Here is a 23,465-nt window from a genome sequence, read left to right on the forward strand (position 1 = left end):
CCATCAATCCGGTCATCCGCAGGTTCCTATTGTTTGCGGCCTAAAAGCCCCTCGTTGCCCACGATCAACCCATTGCTGATCACACAGGAATGGCGCGATGTTGGCTCCGATCTGGCAGCGCGCCGCGCATCGCGGCGTGCCCACTTTTTTCGTGACGGCCCTCCTGCTGGGCCAGTCCCCGATGACATTGGCCGAGCCCCCCGCGCAGCGCCAGGAGCTGGTCGCCGCGCTGCGTCAACTCGACGCGCTGGAGCGCACCGTCACCAACAGCGCCGCGCATGCCCCCATCCAGCCGGGCGAGCGCTACCACTTCGATTACCCGCGGCTGCTGGCTGACTTGGCGCGCGTGCGCGCCGGCATCCAGGCCCACCTCACACCGTCGCGTGCCCAGCCGCGCGACCCCGCTGAACTGGCTGGCGACTACCGCACCGAGCGGACCGTCGCTCCATCGCCGACGACCGCGGAGGCCAAGCCATGAACGGCGCCCAGGTCTCGGCATTTCAAGCCAACAGCGGCATCGCGCCTTCGGCGATGGCGACCGTCCTGGTCGGCGTCGTGTTCGCGGTCCTGCTCGTCTGGGGCGTCTGGGCCATCCGAACGGCCTACGTGGGGTGGTCAGAGAGCCGCCTCAACCAGCGCCAGTTCCTCGGCGTCTGCATCCGCTTTGTCGCGATGTACCTCGTCCTGAGTTTCTTCCTCCTCTCCTGACCTGAAAGGCCTGACCATGCAAAACCGCATCCTCACGTCCCGTTTTTCCCAGCGTGCCGCCGTGGCCCTGGGCGCCGCCGCGCTGCCCGCGCTGTCGTTCGCGCAGGGGCTGCCGCAACTGGAGAACCCGACCCGCGGCACCGGCAACGGCATCATGGAAACGATCCGCAACTACGGCTACGACATCATCATGCTCGTGGCCCTGCTGGTCGTGGCGTCGATGTTTATCGGCGTCTGCTACCACGCCTACGGCACCTACGCGGAGATCCACACCGGCCGCAAGACGTGGGGCCAGTTCGGCCTCACGGTCGCCATCGGCGCCGTGCTGCTCGTGATCGGCATCTGGCTGCTCACCGAAGCCACCGGCATCCTGTAAGGCGAGGCTGGTATGTCCGAGCAGCAGCACGTCCGTGCGGACGGGACGGTCACGTTCCTTCCGCACCGGCTCAACCGCCATCCCGTTGTTGTGCGCGGCCTCACCGCCGACGAGCTGTGGATCTGCTGCGGCCTGTCCGGCGCCGCCGGCCTGCTGGTCGGTGCGCCGCTGTCCTGGGTGTTCCGCACGATCGCGCTCGCGCCCACGTTCGTCGTGCTGGGCGTGGCCTTCGGCGTCTTCATCGGGGGCGGCATCCTGCGTCGCCTCAAGCGCGGGCGCCCCGACACCTGGCTGTACCGGCAACTGCAATGGCGCATCGCCACGCGCCACCCGCTGGCGGCGGGCTGGGTGGGCGGCCATGTGCTGATCTCACGCTCCGGCTTCTGGACCACCCGAAGGTCTGTTGCAAGGGGGGCACGATGAGCCGCTTCAAGAACGAGATCACCCATCTGCAGGCGCACATCAAGACGCTCCGCCTGGGTGCCGGCGCGCTGGTCATCGTCGCTCTGGTCATGGGCGGCGGCTGGTGGAGCGCGCCGCGCGACCTAACCATCCACGTCCCGCCCGACCTGCGCTCCGGCAGTACCCGCAAGTGGTGGGAAGTTCCGCCCGAATCGGTCTATGCGTTCACGTTCTACGTGTTCCAGACCCTCAACCGCTGGCCGACGAACGGCGAAGAGGACTACGCGCGCAACCTCCACACGCTCTCGCCGTACCTCACCCCGTCCTGCCAGGCCTTCCTGCGGGCGGACTACGACTATCGCCGCAGCACGGGCGAGCTGCGCCAGCGCGTGCGCGGTATCTACGAAATCCCCGGCCGCGGCTACGGCGACGACCCCACGGCGCGCGTGCGCGTGGTCTCCGACCGCGACTGGGTGGTGAGGCTGGACATCACCGCCGACGAGTACTACGGCGCCGAGCAGGTCAAGCGGGCCTTGGTGCGCTACCCGGTGAAGGTCACGCGGGTGGACGTTGATCCCGCCCGCAACCCGTTCGGTCTGGCGCTTGACTGCTACGACGGTGCCCCCCAGCGCATCAGCGCCCCGGAGCCGTCGCGCCCGGCGCCTGGCGGCCTGTCTCCGCAAGCGCCCCAAGGAGGAAACACCCCATGAAGCATCCTGTATTCACGCTGCTTGGGCTGTTAGCCGTGGCTGCCTCGGCCACCATGCCCGCCGCTGTCCAGGCGGTCGAAATTCTGCGCTGGGAACGCATGCCGCTCGCGGTGCCGCTGAGGGTGGGCCAAGAGCGCATCGTGTTCATCGACCGGAACGTCCGCGTGGGCGTGCCTGCGGGCGCGGGCGAACGCCTGCGCGTGCAGAGCGCGGGCGGCGCGGTGTACCTGCGCGCCAGCGAACCGATCGAGCCCACGCGGCTGCAACTGCAGGACGCCGACACGGGCGCGCTGATCCTGCTCGACATCGCGGCCGAGCCGCCCAAGGACGGCGAGGCCGAGCTGGAGCCGGTGCGCATCGTCGAGGGCAGCAGCACCCCGGCGCGCTACGGCGATCAGGCAGGCGGTGCCGATGAGGCCCCGGCACGCGCCCAGGATCAGACAGGCGCTCAAGCGGCGCGGCGCGAAACCCCCGTGCCGGTCGTCCTGACGCGCTTCGCTGCGCAGAACCTCTATGCGCCGCTGCGCACCGTGGAGCCGCTGCCGGGTGTCATGCGGGTCAACCTGCGCCGTGACCTCGACCTCGGCACGCTGATGCCGACGCTGCCGGTGCGCGCGGTCGCGCTCGCGTCGTGGCGTCTGGAAGACCAGTGGGTCACTGCCGTGCGCTTGACCAACACCGGCGCGGGCAGGATCACGCTCGACCCGCGCGTGCTGCAAGGCGACTTCCTCACCGCCACCTTCCAGCACGAGGCGCTCGGCCCGCGCGGAACGCCCGAGGACACGACCGTCCTGTACCTGGTGACGCGAGGGCACGGCCTGGCGCAGTCGCTGCTGCCGGCGATCCACCGCTTCGACCCGGCCGTGCATCTGCCGCAACCGGAAGCTGAAGCCGGCGACGGCAAGGAGGCCCGCCATGCGCAGTAACGGCTTGCTCAAGTGGCTGATGATCCCGGTCGCCTTGCTAGTGCTGTTCGTCGCCATCCGGTTGTTTTCGGGTGGAAGCTCGTCGGCGCCGCTCGCCCCGGATGCCGGCGCCAAGCTCACACCCGAGGAAATGAAGGCGTTGGGCATCGAAGGCGATACCCCCCGCGATACAGTGGCAACGCTCGTCGCCCAGGTAAAGCAGTTGCGCACCGAGCTTCAGACCGCGCTGACCGACAACAAGTCGCAGCGCGAGGAAAACCAGCGGCTGCGCCAGCGCGAGAACTCCATCGATCAGCGCATCAATTCGGCCCTCGAATCCGAGCGCTCCAACCTGCGCCGCGACCAGGAACAGGCGGCCAGCGCGCGCCAGCAGACCGAAGGGCTGCTCGCCGACCTGCAGCGGCGTCTGGACAGCATCGGCGGGCGCGGCGGCGGCCATGCCGATCTGCCCGTGGGCCTGGGGCTGCGCGATGGCGACGAGGCCGACATGGAAGGCGGCATGCGCTGGGTCGAACCGGACGACGCGAAGAAGGCCGAGGGACGCAACGGCAGTCGTGGCACGGGCAGCGGCATGAGCTTCCCGACGAGCTTCGGCCCGGCGCAAAGCACGCTGGAAACGACCGCGGAAACCGTGGCGAACGCCGGCGCACGTGCGGCAGGCGTCAAGAGCGCCAAGCCGGTCTATACCGTGCCAACCAACTCAACGCTGATGGGGTCGGTCGCGATGACCGCGCTGATCGGTCGTGTGCCGATCGACGGGACGGTGAACGATCCGTACCCCTTCAAGGTGCTGGTCGGCCCGGACAACCTCACGGCCAACGGGATTGATATTCCCGACGTGGCCGGCGCCGTGTTCAGCGGAACCGCATCGGGTGACTGGACGCTCTCGTGCGTGCGCGGCCAGGTACGCAGCATCACCTTCGTCTTCAACGACGGCACGATCCGCACCATCCCCGAAGACCGCGAAGGCAACCAGCAGAACAACCAGCAGCGCGACGGCCTGGGCTGGATCAGCGATCCGCACGGCATCCCCTGCGTCAGTGGCGAACGGCGCAGCAACGCCCAGCAGTACCTCGGCTCGCAGGCCCTGATCACGGCGGCCGGTGCCGGCGTGGCCTCGCTCATCGAGAGCGACAGCGGCCGCATGTCCTACGTCGGCTCGGACGGCGCCATCGGCACCGTGGGCATCAGCGGCAAGGAAGCAGTCGGCCAGATCCTCGCGGGCGGCGTCCGGGACATGTCGGCCTGGGTCAACAAGCTCTACGGCCAGGCCTTCGCCTCCGTCTATGTCCAGCCTGGTGCCACGGTTGCCGTCCACCTCGAAAAGCCGCTGGCCATCGATCACGACCCCGAAGGCCGGCGCGTCGATCACCGTGCAGGAGAAAGCCATGCGCTCGAACTCGATTAAGGGCCTCGCGCTGGCCGCGGCCGTCGCCGTGCTCGGCGGTTGCGCCACCAGCAAGGAAGAACTGCTGACCCATAGCGACCGCACCATGATGGACATCTGGCAGCAGGAAACGGGTGGCGGCGGCAGTGGCACCGGCCAGGTCGCGCGCCGGCAGTTGCTCGACGCGCGCCAGAGCCTGCGCCGGCCGCTGACCGACGCCGATGTGCAGGCTGCGCCCGTCGAGCAGATGCGCTACACGCGCTTGGCGCGCAACGAGGTTTATCGCCAGTTCCAGCGCCTGCCCAACCCCGATCTCGTCATGTATGTGTACCCGCACCTAGCGGGCACGGACCCCGTGCCGGTTCCGGGCTACACGACGGTCTTCCCGCTGTACCAGCGCGTGCAGTACGCCATGCCCGGTGAACGGCTGGAGGACTATTGATGCGCTGGAAACTTCCCTGGCCGAAGCTGGCCGCATCCGGCACCGGCGACGAAGAGAAGCCGGACGGCTGGCAGCGCCACGTCGAGGCCTTGCGCCAGGCCGGCGTCCCTGAACCCGGCGCAGCGGTCCAGGGCCGCAGGCCGGCGACGGTAGCCGACGAGCAGGCGCTGTACGACGTCGCGCCGTCGTTCGCGGAACTGCTGCCTTGGGTGGAGTTCTTGCCGCAGTCGAAGTCCATGCTGCTGGAGGATGGGCAGTCGGTCGCTGCCTTCTACGAGCTGGTGCCGCTGGGCACCGAGGGGCGGGAGCCCGGCTGGCTCGCGCATGCCCGCGATGCCTTGGAGAACGCGCTCCAGGACTCGTTCGATGAGCTGGACGAGAACCCCTGGGTGCTCCAGCTCTACGCCCAGGACGAGCCCAGCTTCGACCAGTACATGCAGACCCTGCGCGACTATGTGCAGCCGCGCGCCCGCGATACTGCGTTCACCGAGTTCTACCTGCGCTTCTTCGGCCACCATCTGCGCGCGGTCGCCAAGCCGGGCGGCCTGTTCGAGGACACGGTGGTCACGCGGCTGCGCTGGCGCGGCCAGACGCGGCGGGTGCGCATGGTGATCTATCGCCGTGCCACCGGGCAGGCAAGCCGCCGCGGCCAGACGCCCGAGCAGATGCTGAACATCGTCTGCGACCGCCTGTGCGGCGGCCTGGCGAACGCCGGCATCCAGGCACGGCGCATGGTCGCAGCCGACGTCCACGACTGGCTGCTGCGGTGGTTCAATCCGCGCCCCGCGATGCTCGGGCCTGGAGCCGAGGATCAGGAGCGCTTCTATGCACTGGCGCGCTACCCCGACAGCACCGAAGAAAGCGAGGCCGGCGAAATCGAGCTGGCGAGCGGGCGGGATTTCAGTCAGCGGCTGTTCTTCGGCCAGCCACGCTCCGACGTGGAGCACGGCACCTGGTATTTCGACGGCATGCCGCACCGCGTGCTGATCACCGACCGGCTGCGCATGCCGCCCGGCACCGGACACCTGACCGGCGAGACCCGCAAAGGGGATGCCATCAACACGCTGTTCGACCAGATGCCGGAAGACACCTTGCTGTGTCTCACGATGGTCGCCACGCCGCAGGATGTCCTGGAAGCGGATCTCAACCACCTGGCGAAGAAGGCCGTGGGCGAGACGCTGGCGTCGGAGCAGACGTTGAAGGACGTGCAGGAAGCCCGCTCCCTCATCGGCAGCGCGCACAAGCTCTACCGGGGGACGCTGGCATTCTACCTGCGCGGACGCGACGAAGCGGAACTGGACCGGCGCGGCCTGGACCTGGCGAACGTGATGCTCAATGCTGGCTTGCAGCCGGTGCGCGAGGACGACGAGGTGGCGCCGCTCAACAGCTACTTGCGGTGGCTGCCATGCTGCTACAACCCCGGCCAGGATCGGCGCAAGTGGTACACCCAACTGATGTTCGCTCAGCACGCGGCGAACCTGTCGCCGGTGTGGGGCCGCGCTCAAGGTACGGGGCACCCGGGCATCACGATGTTCAACCGCGGTGGCGGGCCGATCACCTTCGACCCGCTCAGCCGCCTGGATCGGCAGATGAACGCCCATCTGTTCCTGTTCGGCCCCACCGGCTCCGGCAAGAGCGCCACGCTCAACAACCTCTTGAATCAGGTCACGGCCATCTACCGACCGCGGCTGTTCATCGTGGAGGCTGGCAACAGCTTCGGCCTGTTCAGCGACTTCGCACGCAGGCTCGGGCTGACGGTAAACCGGGTCAAGCTGGCCCCAGGTTCGGGCATCAGCCTCGCGCCATTCGCAGACGCGCGTCGGCTGATCGAGACGCCCAGCGACGTGCAGACGCTCGACGCCGACGCGCTGGATGAAGACCCGCCACCAGATGCCTCGGCCATGGAGGCGGACGAGCAGCGCGACGTGCTCGGCGAACTGGAGATCACGGCGCGGCTGATGATCACGGGCGGAGAGGACAAGGAGGAAGCCCGGATGACACGGGCTGACCGCTCGCTGATCCGTCAGTGCATCCTCGACGCCGCCGAGCACTGCGTGGCCGACAAACGCACGGTGCTTACGCGCGACGTGCGCAACGCGTTGCGCGCCCGCGGCCAGGACCCGACGCTGCCCGAAATGCGCCGCGTGCGGCTGCTGGAGATGGCGGATGCGATGGACATGTTCTGTCAAGGCACGGACGGCGAAATGTTCGACCGCGACGGCACGCCGTGGCCCGAAGCCGACATCACCTTGGTTGACCTCGCGACATACGCCCGCGAGGGCTACAACGCGCAGCTCTCCATCGCTTACATCAGCCTGATCAGCACGGTGAACAACATCGCCGAGCGCGACCAATACCTTGGACGCCCGATCATCAACGTCACCGACGAAGGACACATCATCACGAAGAACCCACTGCTCGCGCCCTACGTGGTCAAGATCACGAAGATGTGGCGCAAGCTGGGCGCATGGTTCTGGTTGGCCACGCAGAACATCGACGATCTGCCGCGCGCAGCTGAGCCCATGCTCAACATGATCGAGTGGTGGATCTGCTTGTCGATGCCCCCGGATGAGGTGGAGAAGATCGCGCGGTTCCGCGAACTCAGCCCAGCACAGAAGGCGCTAATGTTGTCGGCGCGCAAAGAGGCGGGGAAATTCACCGAGGGCGTCATCCTCTCCAAGAGCATGGAAGTGCTGTTCCGTGCCGTGCCGCCGAGCCTGTACCTCGCGCTCGCGCAGACCGAACCCGAAGAGAAGGCCGAGCGCTACCAGCTCATGCAGCAATACGGCTGCTCCGAACTGGAGGCGGCCTTCAAGGTGGCCGAGAAGATCGACCAGGCACGCGGCATCGATTCGCCAGCCCTGGAACTGCCCTACTAAGCCGGAGAACGCCATGGAACCGAAACGTCCTTCCATTCCGATGCAGGTCCAGGTGTTCCGCCGTCGCAACGGGCGTCCCCGCTGGCCCTGGGCCTTGGCCGCTGCATTGGTCGCATTGCTGTTGATCTGGCTCGTCCCCCGGTCGCCCGATGAATCCTCAGCGCCGTCGCCCTCGCCGGTCAGCATGACGCAGACGCCGGGGTCACCCTGGCAGATGGGCAACCCAGAGGGCCGCTTCACGCTGACGCTCTATGCCGACCTGGAATGTCCGTTCTGCCGGGAGTATTTCCCGCAGCTCAAGCGCTGGGTCGGCAACAACACCGACGTGGCCCTGCAATGGCACCACCAGCCGCTGGCCGCACACGAGCCCGCCGCGTCGGCCGAGGCGCGTCTGGCCGAGTGCGCCGCCGAAGGTGGCGGGCATGCGGCGTTCTGGCAGGCGATCGAATGGGTCTATGCCCACACGCGCAGCGACGGCCAGGGCTTGCCCGATGGCCTGCGCTACCCCGCATCGACGCCGGCCGTCGAGCGGTGCCTGGCGAGCGAGCGGCCAGATGTGCTTATTCGCGCCCAGGCCGCTGAAGCCACCAAGAGCGGTGTGACCGCCACGCCGTCGCTGCGGCTGCTCGATCGCCAGACGGGTCAGACCATCCTGCTGCAGGGGCCGATCGAGGGCGATGCCTTGCTGTCGGCCATTGACATGCTGGCGACCGGGAACTCGGCCAGCGACACGGCGGCCGCACCCACCATCCCCACATCCGAAATGCCTGCCGACGTTGTCGGCGACATGCCCAGGTAGCCCTCGGTCTTGGAGGCTACGGCGCGGCTTGCCGCACTGACCGCTACCCGTTCGCTTCGCATCCTGGCTGCGAACAATCACCGCTGCGCGGTGGTGGATGCACCTTGTTCCGCTGTTTCCATCCCCAGGAGGGCTTGCCCTCCTGGGGTGGCGTCCTCCGTTCACATTCTGGAGGTCCGCCATGTCTCTCGTCGTAAATGACTCCTGCGTGGAGCCACGTTTTGCCCCAGCGTCCCAATCTGATGATTGGATCATCCGGCAGGCCATCGCGCTGCTGGAACAACGTGTTTTCAAGGCCGGGCCGCTTCTTGGCCAGCCACAGGCCGTGAAGGACTATCTGCGTCTGAAACTCGTCGCAGAACCGAACGAAGTGTTCGCCATCGTGTTCATGAACAGCCAGCACCGGGTGTTGGCCTATGAGCCGATGTTCAAGGGCACGCTCGATTCGACTGCAGTTTATCCGCGCGCTGTCGTGCAGCGTGCATTGGAGCTGAATGCCGGCGCGGTGATTTTTTCGCACCAGCATCCCTCGGGATGCACTGAGCCGTCGAGCTCGGATCGCGCTTTGACCGACCGACTGAAGGCTGCGTTGGCGCTCATCGATGTGCGAGTGTTGGACCACATCATCGTCGGCCAAGGCGCTCCATACTCGTTCGCGGAATCCGGTCTGCTGTAGCCCGCTCCTTGATCCACGCGGAGGCTTCGGCCTCCGCTTTTTCATGGGCGCGAGACAAGCAGGTATGCGGGCAGTGCGCGATGCGCATTGTTTGTTGGGGCCGCGTCGGCTTCGCGTTTGACTACTGCTCTGATCAACTTCAAGGGCACGCGACATGCCAGCATCTCTTTCCAGGTTCGCGCCGGGCTGGCGAACCCTCGGCCTGGCCGTGGCGCTGCCGGCAGCCCTGGCCGTTTTCAGCCCGGCCACCTTCGCCGCCGACGTGGTGGTCGTCACCGACAGCCGCCACCCGGTCAAGACCATGGGCGGCGAGCGGCTGATCGAACTGAACGAAGCCCACAGGATTGAAGCGGAGCTTTCCGCGGGACTGCCCACCGACCCCGAACAGGCGACGGCCATCGTCAAGCGCCGGCTGAATGGCGGCGGTGCCGATCTGCAGCGACGCATCGCTTCCGCATACCAAAGCGTTACCGACGCATGGAGTCTCGGCATCACCAGCCTCCCGGCCGTGGTGGTGGACAGGCGCTATGTGGTCTATGGCGAGTCGGATGTGGCTCGCGCTGTCGCGCGCATCGAGCAGCACCGGAGGACCCAGCCGTGACCCGACCATTCGACCTGATGCGCCGTCTGCATGCTGGCGTGGCTTCGTTGCTGCTGCTCAGCGCCACGGGCAGCTACGCCCTCAACACTGCCACCATCGTCGGCTCGGTAGCGTCACCCGACTGCCTCGAATACCGCGTCGTTGGCATCTGCTACTGGCTCTATTGCACCTGGACCGGCTGCACGGTGCGCACGTCCATCAAGGTGCGCCACTACATCCCCGATGCGGTGGTGTCGTCGTACTCGAATACCGGCGAAAACCCCTGGGTCGAGGTCCGGGCAATGAGCACGCCCAACCCGTCCGCCCAAGCGGGCGGCGATGGAACCACGAACGAGGATCACGAAAACAACCTCGCCAAGTTCAAAAACTCGGACGTTATCGGCCACCCCGGCGTCGAGGTGTTCAACCAGTTCGTCTCGTCGTCGGGTTACTTCTGCGAGGGCGCGGGCACGGCGTTCATGCCGTACTTGCTCAGCACCTTGGACACGCTGGCCTGGCGCTACAACGTGCCCGAGATGGCCTACCCGGAAGCGCTGATTCCGGGCCGGCGTGAGGTCGGCGCACGCACCACGATGAACCTGTGGGGCAACGTGTATCCCCGTGGCGGCTTCCTGCACCAGACCGACGACTTCAAGGCCGGCGCAGTGGTGGCCCAGCGTGCAGGCGATGTGGTCACGCGCCGGGGGCAGATCCACGTCTATCAGCCGTTGCTTGCCAACTCCCGCGACGGCTACTGGCCGGCAGGCGCGCTGATGGAGGGCGATGCCTCGACCGGAAAGTGGCAAGAACTCACGCCCGTCCTGTCGTCGTCCTGCACGGTCTTCCCGCGCAGCGGCTTTCTTACCCAGGCGCAGCAAGGCGACTACGCATGGGCGCTGTGGCGGCCGTATGCCTGCTGCGAGCGCCGGGGCCAGGTGTTCCTGGGCAGCGTCGATTTCCTCTGAGGGGGTGCCATGAAGTTCCGTCCTGCATTCAATCCGTTCTCCCGCCGGGTACGTCGCACGGAGATCGTCCTGGCACTGGCCGGCGCGCTCGCGCTGGGCAGCGGCGTGGCCTGGGGTCAACTGGGATACCAGACCAGCGGCAGCGTCATCGGCGATGACGTCATGTACTCGATCGGTGGCGGCAACGCCGTGTCGATGGGACGTGCAGCCGGCATGCGCTCCATCGGTGTCGGCGTGGGTTGGAACAGCAACTTGATCTGCGGCGACATGAGCATCCAGACCACGTTGAAGAACCAACTTAACGGCATTACCAACGGCTTCCAGCAAATCATGTCGTCGGTGATCCAGAGTGCCACCAGTGCGGTGGCATCGTTGCCCGCACTGATCATCCAGCGGGCCGATCCCGGTCTGTACAACCTGCTCACCAATGGCGTGCTGCAGGCGCGGCTGGATTTCGACCGCAGCAAGCTGACGTGCCGTGCCATGGCCGAGAAGATGGCCGAAACGGCGGGCGGCCAACTCGGCTGGAGCCAGATGGCCGAAGGGCTGGCGCTGCGCGATGCCGTGTCGAGCACGGATGCGGTCTCGGCCATCGAGCAGGCCGAGACGCGCCGCGGCAATGACGGCGTGCCGTGGGTCGGGGGCAGCAACGCGGGCGGCTCCGGCCAGCCCGCGATCAAGGTCGTCGGCGATGTCACCCGCGCTGGCTACAACCTGGTCAACGGCCGCGGCGTGACCGACACCTCGTCCATTGCGCCGGCCAGTTGCAGCAGTCTCTCGTGCCAGACCTGGACCTCGCCGCAGGCTGCCGTCGAGTGGGCCACGCGCGTGCTCGGCGAGAAGGAGCAGCGCACGTGCGATGCCTGCACCAAGACCGAGACGACGCCGGGCGTCGGGCTCACGCCGCTGATCCAGGAGGAGTACGACGCCAAGCTGCAGGCGCTCCAGGACCTGGTAACCAAGGCCAAGAACACGACGCCGGAGAACCTGCGCGAAGCTGGCAGTGCGTCGCTGCCGATCACGCGCGGCGTGATCGAGGCGCTGCGCGACGAGCCCGACCAGCACCTGCTGTCGCAGCGCCTCGCGTCCGAGGTCGCGCTGGCATCCGTGCTGGAGAAAGCGCTGCTGCTGCAGCGCACGCTGCTCACGGGCAAGAAGGAGCCCAACGTCGCGGCGAACGAACTTGCCGTGGAGGCGGTGAACCACGAGAGCGACACGCTCGACCGTGAGATTCGCAACCTCAAGACCGAACTGGAGCTGCGGCGCGAACTGGCGAACAACTCGCCCATGGCGATCATCCAGCGCCACGGCGCGCGCGCGGCCGGTTCGCGCGGCATCTACGAGGGCGATCCTGTGCCGGACCGTCTCGACCAGCTCCAGAAGGGCAATCCGGGGAGTCGGCCATGAGCCCGGCGCGCATGGCCTGGCGGCCGCTGCGCTGGTTGTTCAGCCGGCGCGCGGCGAAGACGCTGCTGTGGCTGGTGCTTATCGTTGCCGCCGCAGTGGGGGCGAACGTCGCGGGCATCAACCTGGTCGGCAGCGTTGCAGGCTGGGAACGGTGGCTGGCGGCCTCCGCAGGGTATTTCTTCATCTGGCGGCTGTGCGTGTACGCGGCAACGGCCTATGGATGGTTCTGGATGCGCCGCCGGGTGCTGGCCCGCGAAGACCAAAGCGGGACAGATGGGCAGGCGCGGCGCCGGCTGATCCGTACCGAGGTCGCCGGCGTCGTCGCCATCGTCGCGCTGGAAGCCAGCCTGTTGATGCAGGCCGCTTGAGGGGAGATCGGGGCCATGACGCTCTTCACGACCGACTATCTGGAGTACTACCTCACCCTCGTGTCCTGGATCGTCAACAACGGTATCTGGGCCGTGCTGGTGTCCAGCGGGGTGTTCGCGCTGCCTTTCGTCGCCATCGTCGTGCAGGAGTGGCTGAAGGCCCGCGCGGAAGGCGCTGACGAGGGCAACAAAGGCGTTCTGAGTGCCGCCCGTATCGAGAACCGGGTGTTCGTCGCGATCGTGGTGGTGATGTTCGCGGGCATTCCGTTCATCGACGTGGACCTCAGCACCATCCAGTACGACAGCTCGCGCTCGGCGCAGTGCCAGGTCAGCGTGCCGCAGCCCACGGAAACCGGCTGGTCGCAGTCCTTCAGCACCATCAACAACCAGTCGGCGAAGGTGCCGGTCTGGTGGGCTTTCATGCACGCGCTCTCGCGCGCCGTCACGAGCGCCTCGGTAGCGGCGATCCCGTGCGGTACGGACCTGCGGCAGATGAGGATGGAGATCGACGCGACCCGCATTGACGACCCGGTACTGGCTCAGGAGGTCGCGGACTTCTCGCGGGATTGCTATGGGCCTGCGCGGGCCAAATTGTTCATGCAGCGCCCGGATCTCGATGAGCAGCAGATGCACGACGTAACCTGGATCGGCTCGCGCTTTTTCACGGACACGGGTGGCTACTACGACAGCTACCGCTCCAGCACGGCGCGCGAGGCATGGCCCTATGACGACACCCGCGATGCAGGCCTCGCGCAGGTTGCCAATGGTGGCGGCTACCCGACCTGCAGGCAGTGGTGGTCAGACGGCAGCAACGGCCTGCGCGCGCGGCTGCTGGGGCAAGTGGACCCGACCCTGCTGAATCGCCTGGCGGGCTGGGCCGGGTTCCTCAGCCGGGCCGAGGTGGACGATTCGGTGATCCGCGCCATCGCGTCACCGCGGCAGCAGAAACTGAACCAGGGCAGCGTCTATACGGACTACGGCGGCCAGATCGACAAGACCCTGCCGAACATCGTGACGCGCGCCACGGGCGACGTGGGGATGGCAGTCGGCGCGATTGCCGCGTTTCCTGCCATGGATGTCGTGCGCCAATCCCTGCCCATGATCCTCGCCTTACTGAAGATGGCGCTGGTCATCTGCATCCCGCTCGTGCTGGTTGTGGGCACCTACGACCTGAAGACGGTCGTCACCGTCAGCGTCGTGCAGTTCGCGCTGTTCTTCACGGACTTCTGGTTCCAGCTCGCACGCTGGATCGATTCAACGATTCTGGACGCGCTTTATGGCTGGGGCTTTGGCTGGAACCGGCCGCACACCAACTTTGACCCGCTGGTAGGGTTGAACAACGCCTTCGGCGACATGCTCCTGATGTTCGTCATGGGCACGATGTTCCTGGTTCTGCCGGGATTCTGGCTGGCGAGCCTTACCTGGGTTGGGATTCGGGCCGGGCACGTCATCCAGGGACTTTCCGATGGCAGCAAGAGCGCCGGCCAAGCTGGCGGCAAGGGTGCCGGGGCGCTCACCGGAGGAAAACTGAAATAGCGCGAGGCCGGTCAGTCGTCGGTGTACAACTCGTGCGACGTGTCGTTGTACAGGTTGGGATCGTAGCCCGGCGTCTTGCGCAGCTCGGTGAGGTCGGTGAAAGGCCACTCGTCCTCATCCGAAGTATTTGCAGCAGCAGCCCATCCCGCCGCCGCAACGCCCAGCATCACGAGTGCAAACCAAAACGCAACGTAGAGCAGCACCCCCAGTACAGCCAGCTTGGCTACCCACACGAGCGCGGTAGCGCCAGCTCGCGGCATGCCCTTGGACACCAACCAGTTCGACGCCCGCCGTTCGCGTCGCGCATAGGCACGCCATCCGCGGCCAAAGGCGCGGCCGAGGCGTTCTGCGGTGCTGGTGCGGGTCGTCGTGTTCATGGTCGTCTCCTGCTGTTGAGGAATGCCTATTCCAGTTTGCTCCACTTCATTCGGTTTGCGGCTTCAATGTGTTTTCTTGCTGCTTCAGGACGCTTCGTCATCCGGCCCCACCGGGCCGGGGTCGGGTTCAACGCCGATGCGGTAGGTAACAACGAAACGCGGCCAGTCCACATGGTCCACCAGGTCGATGTCCTCGATGACGCCAACCTTCGCTCCCGCACGCTCGAACAGGGCGATGCTCTTGGCGGGATAGTTGTTGCGCGACGGATAGAGCACCCCGTCGAACAGCGCCTGGCCATCATCTCCGAGCATCGCATGCACCTGGGCGGACACCCGCTGCGTGTGCGTGTAGTCGCGGCTGGCCAACTGCTCCAGGTTCAGGCCGAAGTAGCCCGCCATGACGCCCTGCGCCGTGAGATCGGCCAGAAACACGTCGTCCATCACGCCTACTGCGCGCACCATCCGGGCTTGGACTTCTTTCAGCGCGATCGAGCGTTGCGTGTCCGCAAGCCACTGGTGCTTGTGAAACACCGACTCCATCAGCGCCGTGGGCAGGTCGCGCCCCAGGTAGAGCACGCCGTAGGCCCCCGCTGGGTCATCGTAGCGATTCGTGCTGCTGCGGCCATAGTACAGCGGGCTGCCCCGATAGACGACGCGGCTCACATGCTGGAGCAGTTCACCGGCATCGATCAGGAACGAAGGCAGCTCGTGGCTCATGGCGGTCTCGCTTCAATGCACCTGGACGCCCAGCACGTTGAACACGGCCTCGGCCACGTCATCGATCGTGCCATGCGTCACCGCATCCACGGGCGAGCGACCACCCAGGCCTTCGAGGGGTTCGGACAGCGCGCGGTAGATCGTCCAGTGGTCGATGCCCTCGACCTCCTGGAGCACGGTTTGGGTCAACTGCTGCTTCACCGGGTCGAGCTGCCAGTCGGGCAGCTTCTGGCCGCGCGGCCCCACGTTCAGCGCCAGCAGCCGACGGGCGAGGATGTCCTTGTAGATTTGCTGGCGCGACTTGTCCGCCAGCTTGGCGAACTCGGCAGGCGGCAGGTTGTCCGGCTGGTTGAAGGCTTCCAGCAGCAAGGCGCGGCCTCGCTGGACATCGGTTTCAGCCGGTGTCCAGCGCGTGTCGGAGCGCAACGCGGCCGCCTTGCGCTGCAAGGCCTGCGCCACCGTTTCACCTTCCAGGTTGGCGGGCAGCGTCACCGCCTCCACGCGCTCGTGGATGAACGCCTGCAACTCAGCCGCGAACGCCGGTGCATCCCGGATTTCGACGGTATCGGCGAAGCGTCGCACATCCTCCACCGTGACTCGCGGCAGCCGGTCGGCAATGAATTCGATCGCAGTGGGCATGGTCAGCTCCCAGGTAGGTTTGAGACAGGATTCACTCTAGTCTCCTTTGTCGCATTTGTCAACTTAGTCGCCCGGGTGGGAGCCTACCTGGCGGTGTAGCGCCCCGGCAGCATAGGCCGGGGCCCAGCGCCAGGTCGCCGTCTAATCCATTCGTGCGGGTTCCGCATTGACGCTGGAGCCGCAGCCCAGGCCCCGCTATACCGAAACGGTTAAAGGCCAAAGGGTCGAAACGGCAAGGGAATGGGGTGCAAGGGGAAAGGCCCTACCTTGAAAAGGCCAAAAGGCCTCCCGCCCGGCCCGCCATCAGGACACCGACATGCTCTCCCTGTTCCAGCGAAAACGGCCCCCGGTCGCTGCCGCGCCGTCGCCAGCACCCGCCACCGACCTCCCGAAAGGGTTGATGCGGCCGGAGTCGGCCGCATCGTTGCTCGCCACCCCGCGCCGGCAGAAGCTGCTGGAACACATCTGGCAGCGCACCTCGCTTTCGCGCAAGCAGTTCGCCTCCCTGTACCGCGCGCCGCTGGAGCGCTACGCCGAGCTGGTCCAGGCCTTCCCGGCTTCCGAAGCGCATCACCATGCCTACCCGGGCGGCATGCTCGACCATGGCCTCGAAATCGTCGCCTACAGCCTAAAGCTGCGGCAGTCCCATCTGCTGCCCATCGGGGCCAGCCCCGAAGACCAGGCGGCGCAGGCCGAAGCCTGGACTGCGGCCGTCGCCTATGCCGCACTGCTCCATGACATCGGCAAGGTGGCCGTCGATCTGCACGTCGAGCTGGCCGACGGCAGCACCTGGCACCCATGGCACGGCCCGCTGCGCCAACCGTACCGCTTCCGCTACCGCGACGACCGCGAGTACCGGCTTCATAGCGCCGCGACAGGCTTGCTGTACCAGCAATTGCTCAATCGCGATCTGCTGGACTGGCTCAGTGGCTATCCATCCTTGTGGGCGCCGCTGCTCTACGTCTTGGCTGGGCAGTACGAGCACGCCGGGGTTCTGGGCGAGCTTGTCGTGCAGGCCGACCGCGCCTCCGTCGCCCAGGAGCTGGGCGGCGATCCCGCGCGCGCCATGGCCGCGCCCAAGCACTCGCTCCAACGCAAGCTGGTCAACGGGCTGCGCTACCTGCTCAAGGAAGAGCTGAAACTGAACCAGCCGGAGGCCTCCGATGGCTGGCTCACCGAGGACGCGCTGTGGCTGGTGAGCAAGACAGTCTCGGACAAGCTGCGCGCGCACCTGCTGTCCCAGGGGGTCGATGGCATCCCCGCGAACAACACGGCCGTGTTCAACGTGCTACAGGATCATGCCATGTTGCAGCCCACCGCCTCCGGCAAGGCCATCTGGCGCGCAACTATTACCAGTGAGAGTGGCTGGTCCCATGCCTTCACGCTCCTGCGCCTGGCCCCGGCGCTGATCTGGGAGCCCTCGGAGCGACCCAGCCCATTTGCGGGAACCGTGACCGTGGACAACGCCGGCGAGGCCGAGGACGGGCCGCGCCCGTCCGCACCCGACGCTGCATTGCTACCTGGAGCAGCGGTGGCAACGGAGAAGGAGCCCGCAGCAAGCAGCCGTCCAGATCAGTCGGGCGGAAGTCACGCCATACCTCCCAGCACGCAGCGCAATCCGGCCGACCCACTGGAAAGCATGCTGGCGATGTTCGAGACAACGCCTGAGCCGGAGCAGTCCGTCGAAGCCCCGCCAGAGGGTGCCGACGATGCAGCGGTGCCGCTCGACCCTCCCGCATCGGCCCCAGGTCCTTCGGCGCCGACCGCCGCGCCTGCGCCGCACGATTTCGCCTCATTTACCGGGCGGCCATCGGGCGAGCATTTCATGGCCTGGCTGAAACAGGCCGTCCAGACCCGCAAGCTCATCATCAATGACGCCAAGGCCCTGGTACATACCGTGTCCGACACGGTTTACCTGATCAGCCCTGGTGTTTTCCAGCGCTACGCACAAGAGCATCCAACCATTGGGCCGCTTGCGAAGGACGCGGCCCTGCAGGACTGGCAGTGGGTGCAGAAGCGCTTTGAAAAACTCGGACTCCACAGGAAACAGCCATCGGGTCTGAACATCAGGACGTGCGAGGTCATGGGACCGCGCAAAACGCGCCAGGTGCATGGCTATTTGCTCGAAGACCCATCGCACATATTCGATGCCGTTCCACCGAACAATCCTTATCTGTCGCTCAAATAGCCGACTAAGAGGGGAAGTGCCACACGTTCTGTTTGAACGGGTGGCAAGCTTCAGTCGATCCGAAGAGGCTCGAACGACTTGACGAGTTGGTCCACCGCCTTGACCTGCCGCAGCAGCGGTTCGAGCGTGTCCAGTGGCAGAGCGCTGGGTCCGTCACAACGTGCATGCGCCGGGTCGGCGTGTGCTTCGAGGAACAAACCGCCAATGCCGACCGCCATGCCGGCCCGCGCGAGTTCGGGCAACTGTTGGCGACGCCCACCCGAAGCCAACGCATCCGCTTCTCGCCGCTGCAGGCTATGGGTTACGTCGAACACCAGTGGCAGGCCACTGCTGGCAACGCTCATTTCGCGGAAGCCCAACATGTCCACGACGAGATTGTCGTAGCCGAACTGCGTGCCACGCTCGCACAGCAGGACGCGCGGGTTGCCAGCCTCGTGCAGTTTGTGGACGACATGCCTGATCTGGCCCGGGCTGAGGAACTGCGGCTTCTTGACATTCACTACCCGACCGGTGCGGGCAATGGCGGCCACCAGATCGGTCTGCCGGGCCAGGAAGGCCGGAACTTGCAGTACGTCGGCAACGGCAGCGACCTGCATGGCCTGCTCAACCTCATGCACGTCGGTCAAGACTGGGCATCCGAACCGCGACTTGACCGCATCGAGGACCCGCAGCCCTTCCTCCAGGCCGACACCTCGGAAAGAATGGATCGACGAGCGATTGGCCTTGTCGAACGACGCCTTGAAAACGAAGGGTATCCCCAGCTTGCGCGTCACCTCCGCGAAGTGCTCAGCCGCAGCCAGGGTCGTATCGAGATCCTCGATGACGTTGATGCCGCCGAACAGCACGAACGGCAGGTCGTTGGCGACTGTGATGCCCTCGGAAATGGCGACGTGCAGGGAGGTGGCTGATGATGTCGATCGCATAAAAATTCCTCTCGTGATGTCAACGACCGCAGGCGAAAGCGCCGAGCGTCGTCGGCGAAGAATGCCTCACGGTCTTGAGCTTTGCGTGCAGACGCGTCCACAACAGCGCTTACAGGGTCCGACCGGGGTCCGCACCGGCGACTCCGCCCGTGACCACGGTCTTCCTTCAGCGGCTCACTGAAGACCGAGCGCCTTCATCAGCCTCGGCTTCTGGCTCGCGAAGGTGCCATAGAAGACCTCGTCGCCGACGATCGTGATCGGGGCCACGCGCACGCCGGTTCGTGACTTGGCCTCCGCGGAAATCTTCGGGTCGGTCAGGTCGCGCTCTTCAAACGCGATGCCCTGCTGGGACAACCACTCCTTTAGTGCCCGGCAGTCCGGGCAAGTTGGAGTGCTATAGATGAGGATGCGCGGGGTGTTGGCTTGGTTCATGGTCGTGCCTTCACTTGCCCCGAGCGACAAGCCAACTCTTCATCATGGCGATCTCGCCTTCCTGCGCGGAGATGACCTCCTGAGCCAACTTGCGGACCTCCGGGTTCTTGCCGTACTGCAGCGCCACCTTGGCCATGTCGATCGCACCCTGGTGGTGCGGGATCATGCCGCGCATGAAGTCCACATCGGCGTCGCCGCTGAAGTCGATCATCATGTCCGCATGCATGCGGTCGTTGCCGGCACGGTAGGCGGCCGTCGAGGCATCGCCCGAGCTGCCGGCCGCCGCCTGCTGGCCGTTGTCGCCCAGCCACTTGTTCATCATGGCGATCTCGCCTTCCTGCACGGTGATGACCTCCTGGGCCAGCTTGTGAACCTCCGGGTCCTTGCCGTACTGCAGCGCCACCTTGGCCATGTCGATCGCGCCCTGGTGGTGCGGGATCATGCCACGCATGAAATCGACGTCGGCGTTGCCAGTGAACTGCGCTCCCATCCCGGCGTGCATCTGGTCGTTCACGGCGCGATACGCGGTCGTGGAAGGACTGTCATTGGCCGAGGCGCTGGAGGGCATCGCGTGCCCTTGGTGACCTCCGCCCGCACTGGCCTGCATCGCTTCACCCGACGGGACGACCACCTTCTTCTGGACGGCCATCAGGCCGGCGGCGACCACGACGGCGCCCGCAATGAACAAGAGGCTGAACTTGTTGACCTTCATGAAAAAACTCCTTGAATGAGGTTGATGGGTTCACTGTAGGGCCTCCCATTGTTGGAAGGTCAAGCCCTTATTTCGCCCGTCACTTGGCGCTGCACGGCGGTGTGCCCATGCCCATTTCAGTTGCAAGTAATTCTCAACAAAGGTAGGATGTTAGGACGTTAATAGCGAGAGTCCAGGATCATGTCCCAGCAACCGAAAGTTCACGACACCAGCGATTTCCCCATCGTCCGCTTCGACGGCGCAAGCATCTACAACGGATACAGCAGCGCCTGGTGCGCGGAAATGGATGAACTCGTCGCCTGCGGAAAGCCCTTCGTGCTTATCTACGTCGCGGGAGGGCCAGAAGAGACTCTCGACGATCGCGCTCAGCGCGGCGTCTGGCTGAAGACTCACAAGGAGACGCTTGGCGGCACATTGCTCGCGCTCATCCACGTCGAACCGGATTCGGATAAGCGAGCCCAGTTGGAGGCCATGCTGCCAAAGCTCGTCCAGGCTTTCGGTACACCGCAGTCCACCCGGGCCACCCACGCCGATGCCGAGGCGCTGGCCCGGTATGTCCTGGCGGGTGGTCGCGTCGAAGATTCGATATGAACAGCACCGTCCGGTCGCTGTAGCGCACCAAGGGCCTATCCATGAGGACCGGCTACCGCGTGCTCTCCGGGAAACAACCCGCGTTCCGATCAACGGGGCCGGCGACCGGCTGCTCGATGGAAAGCGGCATTGCCAGCGCGGGAGTCGCGCTCGGATCAACCCGATTTCTCAAGTGCCGCAATCAGCGGAGCGACCACGTTCCGCACAGCCGCCGCAGCTGCTTCTCCATCCTGGCGCTCGATAGCATCCACGATCGCCTCATGGGTCGCGAGACCCGGCTCGGGCAGTTCCTTGTCCTTCAGCGCAGTCAGCGTGTTCATGCGGACCGAGTTCGCGAAGTAGCGGTACAGCTCAGCCAGCGCGCCGTTGCCGCACATCCCGGCGATCGCGCAGTGGAAAGCCGTATCGGCCTCGGCAAAGGCCGCGCTCGATGCGTGTTGCTCCTGCTCGCCGCGGGCCTTCAACAGTCGGCGCAGCAGCCCAACGTCCGCCTTGGACCGATGCACCGCGGCCAACCTGGCCGCCTCGGTTTCCAGCATGCAGCGCAACGCGAAGTGCTCTCGCAAGCCGGAACGCCCGACACGGCGCATGACCTCGGCCGGATCGATATTGGTTCGCACGTAGGTGCCATCACCCTGGCGGACTTCCAGGACCTGGCCGTGCGAGAGCACGCGAATGGCTTCCCGCACCGTGTTGCGGCCAACCTCCAGCATCTCGGCCAGTTCCTGCTCCCTGGGGATGCGCTCGCCGACCTTCCAGGCGCCTCCCTCGATCTGGCCGCGGATCAGCTCAATCGTCGAATCGACGAGCGAACGCCGCGGCGCCTGTGGGAGTGTGAAGCGGTTATTCATCGCGGTTCTCAAATGACGTAGAGACGGGAGCCCATCGGACCTCGATTGTAGCAACTCAGGCCTTATACATAGGATGATTCTATGTATTTGACAAAAGAGCAATTGCCGACGGCCTGTGCTTCGTTGCGCGCGACATGCGATTTTCCACCACGCCCGTGCGAGCGGGATTTTTTTCAACACCTTTTGGAGTATTTCGACCATGAACAACATGCAGCACGCCCTGTCATTCAGGCCCCTTCGTTCTTCAGACGGCTTGCGCTGCCGTCCGGTGCAGGCTTTGGGAGCGATATTCCTCGGGCTGGCTTCACTCGCCTATAGCGTCACGTCGCAGGCGGCAGATGAGCCAGAGAACGTGAAGGTGGTCCGGCAATACCTTGACGCCTGGAATGGCGGGCGAACCGACGCGATGGAAAAAGTGCTCGATTCCAACGTCGTCTATTTCAATACCAGCAATGAAGCGTCCCGCACTGGGCCTCAAGCCATTACCGAAGTCTCGCAGTTTCTGATGAAAATCCTGCCCGACCGAAAAATGAAAATCCGTTCGCAGCCGGTTGCCTCCGGCGATGGTGTGGCGATCGAGTGGGAATTCACCGCCACCAAGAACAGCAATGGCGGGACGTCGCCCTCCAGTTCGACCATCAGTTATTTCGGCGCGAGCTTCTTCCGTGTTTCGAACGGAAAGATTGTCTATGCCAGCGACTACTACAACCACAACACCATGCAGAAGCAGCTTCAGCAGTAACGTAAATCCGCAAACAGGAAATCACCGACATGTCCCGCTTCATCATGCACAAGCCCTCGGCGCCGCCAGCGCAGCGGTGAGGCAAGCGCTTTTCCTCAATCCAAGGTAATTGCGCTGGTGACTTGATGAATATCTGACACGCCGGTTATCGAGCCTTGTCTCGATGAAATAGAAATCCCGAATGAAACTACCAACCACGAAGCAGGAACTCCTTGACAAGGTTCGCGCCAGCCACCGAAAGCTCGGGGTAGAAGCTGCCACCATTCCCGCCAGCCACTACCGGCACACGGCCATGATCTGGCAGGAGCCGCGCCTGCATACCAACGCTGCGATGGTCCTGGTGGACGTCATCGTCTGGAACACGATGATCCTGCAGTTCGCGCATGATCGGACGCCTGGACCTTCGGCGTCCTTTTACTCGCCGAGTGCGATGGCGCAGCGGGCCGAGCGTCTTTCTGCCGGCTTCCAGCGCCGTTTCGCGGGCAGAGACCTTCGCGAGCTGGAAGCCATGCTCACGGAGGGACAGGACCGGGTGCTCGACTGCGTGGCGCACCATTCGAACGCCTCGCTTTTCGATCCCGCGTTGAGCCCGATGAAGACCCTCGGGCGCAAGATCCAGTTCTTCACCTCCACCGCCTACGACGACGCGCTGTCGAGGCTGCGCCAGTGGAAGCAGGTGCTGTAGCGGCCGAGGCGACCCACTGCGCGGAGCGCCTCTTGCACCGCTCCGATCAGACCGGAGCTGGCAGCGCCGGCTTTCGCGCGGCCTGCCACAGCAGCGGCACCAGGATCAGCGCCAGGGCCGGGAAGATCATCCAGTTGACCGCCTGCCAGCCCGAGCTGTGCAGGATCGATCCCGCGAGGAACGACACGGCCGCCGTGGCGGCGAAGACGAAGAAATCGTTCATGCCCTGCGCCTTGCTGCGCTCGGCCGGGGTGTGGCAATCGGTGACCATCGCCGTCGCGCCGATGAAGCTGAAGTTCCAGCCGATGCCCAGCAGCGCCAGCGAGCCCCAGAAGTGGGACAGGCCGAGCCCGCCCAGGGCCACCACCCCGGAGGCGGCGAGCAGCACCATGCCGACGGCGGTCACGCGCTCCTTGCCGTAGCGCACCATCAGTCGTCCTGTGAAAA

The 23,465-nt window shown here is 65.5% G+C and carries 28 protein-coding genes; 20 read left to right on the forward strand and 8 right to left on the reverse strand.

The genetic code is table 11. The features are described 5' to 3' along the window. Positions 1–97: 97 nt before the first annotated feature. The 16 genes from C722_RS0110345 to C722_RS0110420 all read left to right on the forward strand — a co-directional run bounded on the left by C722_RS0110345 (position 98) and on the right by C722_RS0110420 (position 14,161). Positions 98–478, forward strand: coding sequence for an RAQPRD family integrative conjugative element protein (locus tag C722_RS0110345; protein WP_017640429.1), 381 nt, complete (start codon positions 98–100; stop codon positions 476–478). After that, the gene (locus tag C722_RS0110350; protein ID WP_003050225.1) at positions 475–708 is read left to right on the forward strand and encodes a TIGR03758 family integrating conjugative element protein; all 234 of its coding nucleotides are present in this window, start codon (positions 475–477) and stop codon (positions 706–708) included. Before C722_RS0110345 ends, C722_RS0110350 begins: the two co-directional genes overlap by 4 nt. A 16-nt stretch (positions 709–724) precedes the next feature. Beyond that, positions 725–1,084 carry a TIGR03745 family integrating conjugative element membrane protein gene (locus C722_RS0110355; protein ID WP_017640430.1) on the forward strand — a complete coding sequence of 120 codons (360 nt, stop codon included), beginning with the start codon at positions 725–727 and terminating at the stop codon, positions 1,082–1,084. Between the two features lie 12 nt (positions 1,085–1,096). Next, on the forward strand, positions 1,097–1,507 hold the full coding sequence (locus tag C722_RS0110360) for a TIGR03750 family conjugal transfer protein (RefSeq protein ID WP_004566561.1): 411 nt from the start codon (positions 1,097–1,099) through the stop codon (positions 1,505–1,507). Continuing rightward, complete coding sequence (locus tag C722_RS0110365) at positions 1,504–2,196, forward strand: PFL_4703 family integrating conjugative element protein (protein WP_017640431.1); 693 nt, start codon at positions 1,504–1,506, stop codon at positions 2,194–2,196. Before C722_RS0110360 ends, C722_RS0110365 begins: the two co-directional genes overlap by 4 nt. Then, positions 2,193–3,122 (forward strand): TIGR03749 family integrating conjugative element protein, encoded by a 930-nt coding sequence (locus tag C722_RS0110370; RefSeq protein WP_017640432.1) that lies wholly within the window; start codon positions 2,193–2,195, stop codon positions 3,120–3,122. Before C722_RS0110365 ends, C722_RS0110370 begins: the two co-directional genes overlap by 4 nt. Next, positions 3,112–4,530 carry a TIGR03752 family integrating conjugative element protein gene (locus C722_RS0110375; RefSeq protein ID WP_017640433.1) on the forward strand — a complete coding sequence of 473 codons (1,419 nt, stop codon included), beginning with the start codon at positions 3,112–3,114 and terminating at the stop codon, positions 4,528–4,530. Before C722_RS0110370 ends, C722_RS0110375 begins: the two co-directional genes overlap by 11 nt. After that, positions 4,511–4,951 carry a TIGR03751 family conjugal transfer lipoprotein gene (locus C722_RS0110380; RefSeq protein ID WP_017640434.1) on the forward strand — a complete coding sequence of 147 codons (441 nt, stop codon included), beginning with the start codon at positions 4,511–4,513 and terminating at the stop codon, positions 4,949–4,951. Before C722_RS0110375 ends, C722_RS0110380 begins: the two co-directional genes overlap by 20 nt. Further along, positions 4,951–7,830 (forward strand): conjugative transfer ATPase, encoded by a 2,880-nt coding sequence (locus tag C722_RS0110385; protein ID WP_017640435.1) that lies wholly within the window; start codon positions 4,951–4,953, stop codon positions 7,828–7,830. The genes C722_RS0110380 and C722_RS0110385 overlap by 1 nt, the downstream gene beginning before the upstream one ends. A gap of 13 nt (positions 7,831–7,843) precedes the next feature. Continuing rightward, a complete protein-coding gene (locus tag C722_RS0110390; RefSeq protein WP_017640436.1) occupies positions 7,844–8,629 on the forward strand; it encodes a thioredoxin domain-containing protein in 786 nt (261 codons plus the stop codon). Between the two features lie 181 nt (positions 8,630–8,810). Beyond that, positions 8,811–9,305 carry a DNA repair protein RadC gene (gene radC / locus C722_RS0110395; RefSeq protein ID WP_017640437.1) on the forward strand — a complete coding sequence of 165 codons (495 nt, stop codon included), beginning with the start codon at positions 8,811–8,813 and terminating at the stop codon, positions 9,303–9,305. Between the two features lie 154 nt (positions 9,306–9,459). Continuing rightward, positions 9,460–9,906 (forward strand): TIGR03757 family integrating conjugative element protein, encoded by a 447-nt coding sequence (locus C722_RS0110400; RefSeq protein WP_026083770.1) that lies wholly within the window; start codon positions 9,460–9,462, stop codon positions 9,904–9,906. Further along, positions 9,903–10,850 carry a TIGR03756 family integrating conjugative element protein gene (locus C722_RS0110405; protein WP_017640439.1) on the forward strand — a complete coding sequence of 316 codons (948 nt, stop codon included), beginning with the start codon at positions 9,903–9,905 and terminating at the stop codon, positions 10,848–10,850. The genes C722_RS0110400 and C722_RS0110405 overlap by 4 nt, the downstream gene beginning before the upstream one ends. 9 nt (positions 10,851–10,859) lie before the next feature. Then, positions 10,860–12,257 (forward strand): integrating conjugative element protein, encoded by a 1,398-nt coding sequence (locus C722_RS0110410; protein ID WP_003821123.1) that lies wholly within the window; start codon positions 10,860–10,862, stop codon positions 12,255–12,257. Then, positions 12,254–12,625 carry a hypothetical protein gene (locus C722_RS0110415; RefSeq protein ID WP_003821125.1) on the forward strand — a complete coding sequence of 124 codons (372 nt, stop codon included), beginning with the start codon at positions 12,254–12,256 and terminating at the stop codon, positions 12,623–12,625. Before C722_RS0110410 ends, C722_RS0110415 begins: the two co-directional genes overlap by 4 nt. Before the next feature lie 15 nt (positions 12,626–12,640). Further along, positions 12,641–14,161, forward strand: coding sequence for a conjugal transfer protein TraG N-terminal domain-containing protein (locus tag C722_RS0110420; RefSeq protein WP_003821126.1), 1,521 nt, complete (start codon positions 12,641–12,643; stop codon positions 14,159–14,161). A gap of 11 nt (positions 14,162–14,172) precedes the next feature. On the opposite strand, the gene C722_RS0110425 is transcribed toward C722_RS0110420, so the two are convergent. From C722_RS0110425 to C722_RS0110435, 3 genes are all read right to left on the reverse strand, one after another. Continuing rightward, entirely contained in the window at positions 14,173–14,538 is a 366-nt protein-coding gene (locus C722_RS0110425) for a DUF3742 family protein (RefSeq protein ID WP_003821127.1), read from the reverse strand. Positions 14,539–14,622: 84 nt separating this feature from the next. After that, positions 14,623–15,255: an RES family NAD+ phosphorylase gene (locus tag C722_RS0110430; RefSeq protein ID WP_012614066.1), complete on the reverse strand. Its 633-nt coding sequence runs from the start codon at positions 15,253–15,255 to the stop codon at positions 14,623–14,625. Between the two features lie 12 nt (positions 15,256–15,267). After that, a complete protein-coding gene (locus C722_RS0110435; protein WP_003821129.1) occupies positions 15,268–15,894 on the reverse strand; it encodes an integrase in 627 nt (208 codons plus the stop codon). Between the two features lie 316 nt (positions 15,895–16,210). On the opposite strand from C722_RS0110435, the gene mobH reads away from it, so the two are divergent. Continuing rightward, positions 16,211–18,082, forward strand: a complete 1,872-nt coding sequence (gene mobH / locus C722_RS0110440; protein ID WP_003821130.1) for a MobH family relaxase — start codon at positions 16,211–16,213, stop codon at positions 18,080–18,082. Between the two features lie 50 nt (positions 18,083–18,132). On the opposite strand, the gene kdsA is transcribed toward mobH, so the two are convergent. The 3 genes from kdsA to C722_RS0110455 all read right to left on the reverse strand — a co-directional run bounded on the left by kdsA (position 18,133) and on the right by C722_RS0110455 (position 20,149). Next, positions 18,133–19,005, reverse strand: coding sequence for a 3-deoxy-8-phosphooctulonate synthase (gene kdsA / locus C722_RS0110445; RefSeq protein WP_003821131.1), 873 nt, complete (start codon positions 19,003–19,005; stop codon positions 18,133–18,135). Positions 19,006–19,179: 174 nt separating this feature from the next. Then, entirely contained in the window at positions 19,180–19,437 is a 258-nt protein-coding gene (locus tag C722_RS0110450; RefSeq protein ID WP_003821132.1) for a glutaredoxin family protein, read from the reverse strand. A gap of 10 nt (positions 19,438–19,447) precedes the next feature. Then, positions 19,448–20,149, reverse strand: coding sequence for a DUF305 domain-containing protein (locus tag C722_RS0110455; protein ID WP_003821133.1), 702 nt, complete (start codon positions 20,147–20,149; stop codon positions 19,448–19,450). Between the two features lie 180 nt (positions 20,150–20,329). Here C722_RS0110455 and C722_RS0110460 point away from each other — a divergent pair, with 180 nt between their 5' ends. After that, on the forward strand, positions 20,330–20,740 hold the full coding sequence (locus C722_RS0110460; RefSeq protein ID WP_012614065.1) for a hypothetical protein: 411 nt from the start codon (positions 20,330–20,332) through the stop codon (positions 20,738–20,740). A gap of 155 nt (positions 20,741–20,895) precedes the next feature. On the opposite strand, the gene C722_RS0110465 is transcribed toward C722_RS0110460, so the two are convergent. Then, positions 20,896–21,591, reverse strand: a complete 696-nt coding sequence (locus C722_RS0110465) for a FadR/GntR family transcriptional regulator (protein ID WP_003821135.1) — start codon at positions 21,589–21,591, stop codon at positions 20,896–20,898. Between the two features lie 199 nt (positions 21,592–21,790). On the opposite strand from C722_RS0110465, the gene C722_RS0110470 reads away from it, so the two are divergent. Both C722_RS0110470 and C722_RS0110475 read left to right on the forward strand, forming a co-directional pair. Beyond that, positions 21,791–22,333, forward strand: a complete 543-nt coding sequence (locus C722_RS0110470) for a nuclear transport factor 2 family protein (RefSeq protein ID WP_015912832.1) — start codon at positions 21,791–21,793, stop codon at positions 22,331–22,333. A gap of 181 nt (positions 22,334–22,514) precedes the next feature. After that, entirely contained in the window at positions 22,515–23,018 is a 504-nt protein-coding gene (locus C722_RS0110475; RefSeq protein WP_003821138.1) for a ClbS/DfsB family four-helix bundle protein, read from the forward strand. Positions 23,019–23,064: 46 nt separating this feature from the next. Here C722_RS0110475 and C722_RS0110480 read toward each other — a convergent pair. Beyond that, positions 23,065–23,465 (reverse strand): MFS transporter (locus tag C722_RS0110480; protein WP_157225824.1); only part of this gene is annotated, 401 nt, incomplete at its 5' end.

It is taken from the genome of Pseudomonas sp. 313, from assembly GCF_000316965.1.
Taxonomy (GTDB): domain Bacteria; phylum Pseudomonadota; class Gammaproteobacteria; order Pseudomonadales; family Pseudomonadaceae; genus Chryseomonas; species Chryseomonas benzopyrenica.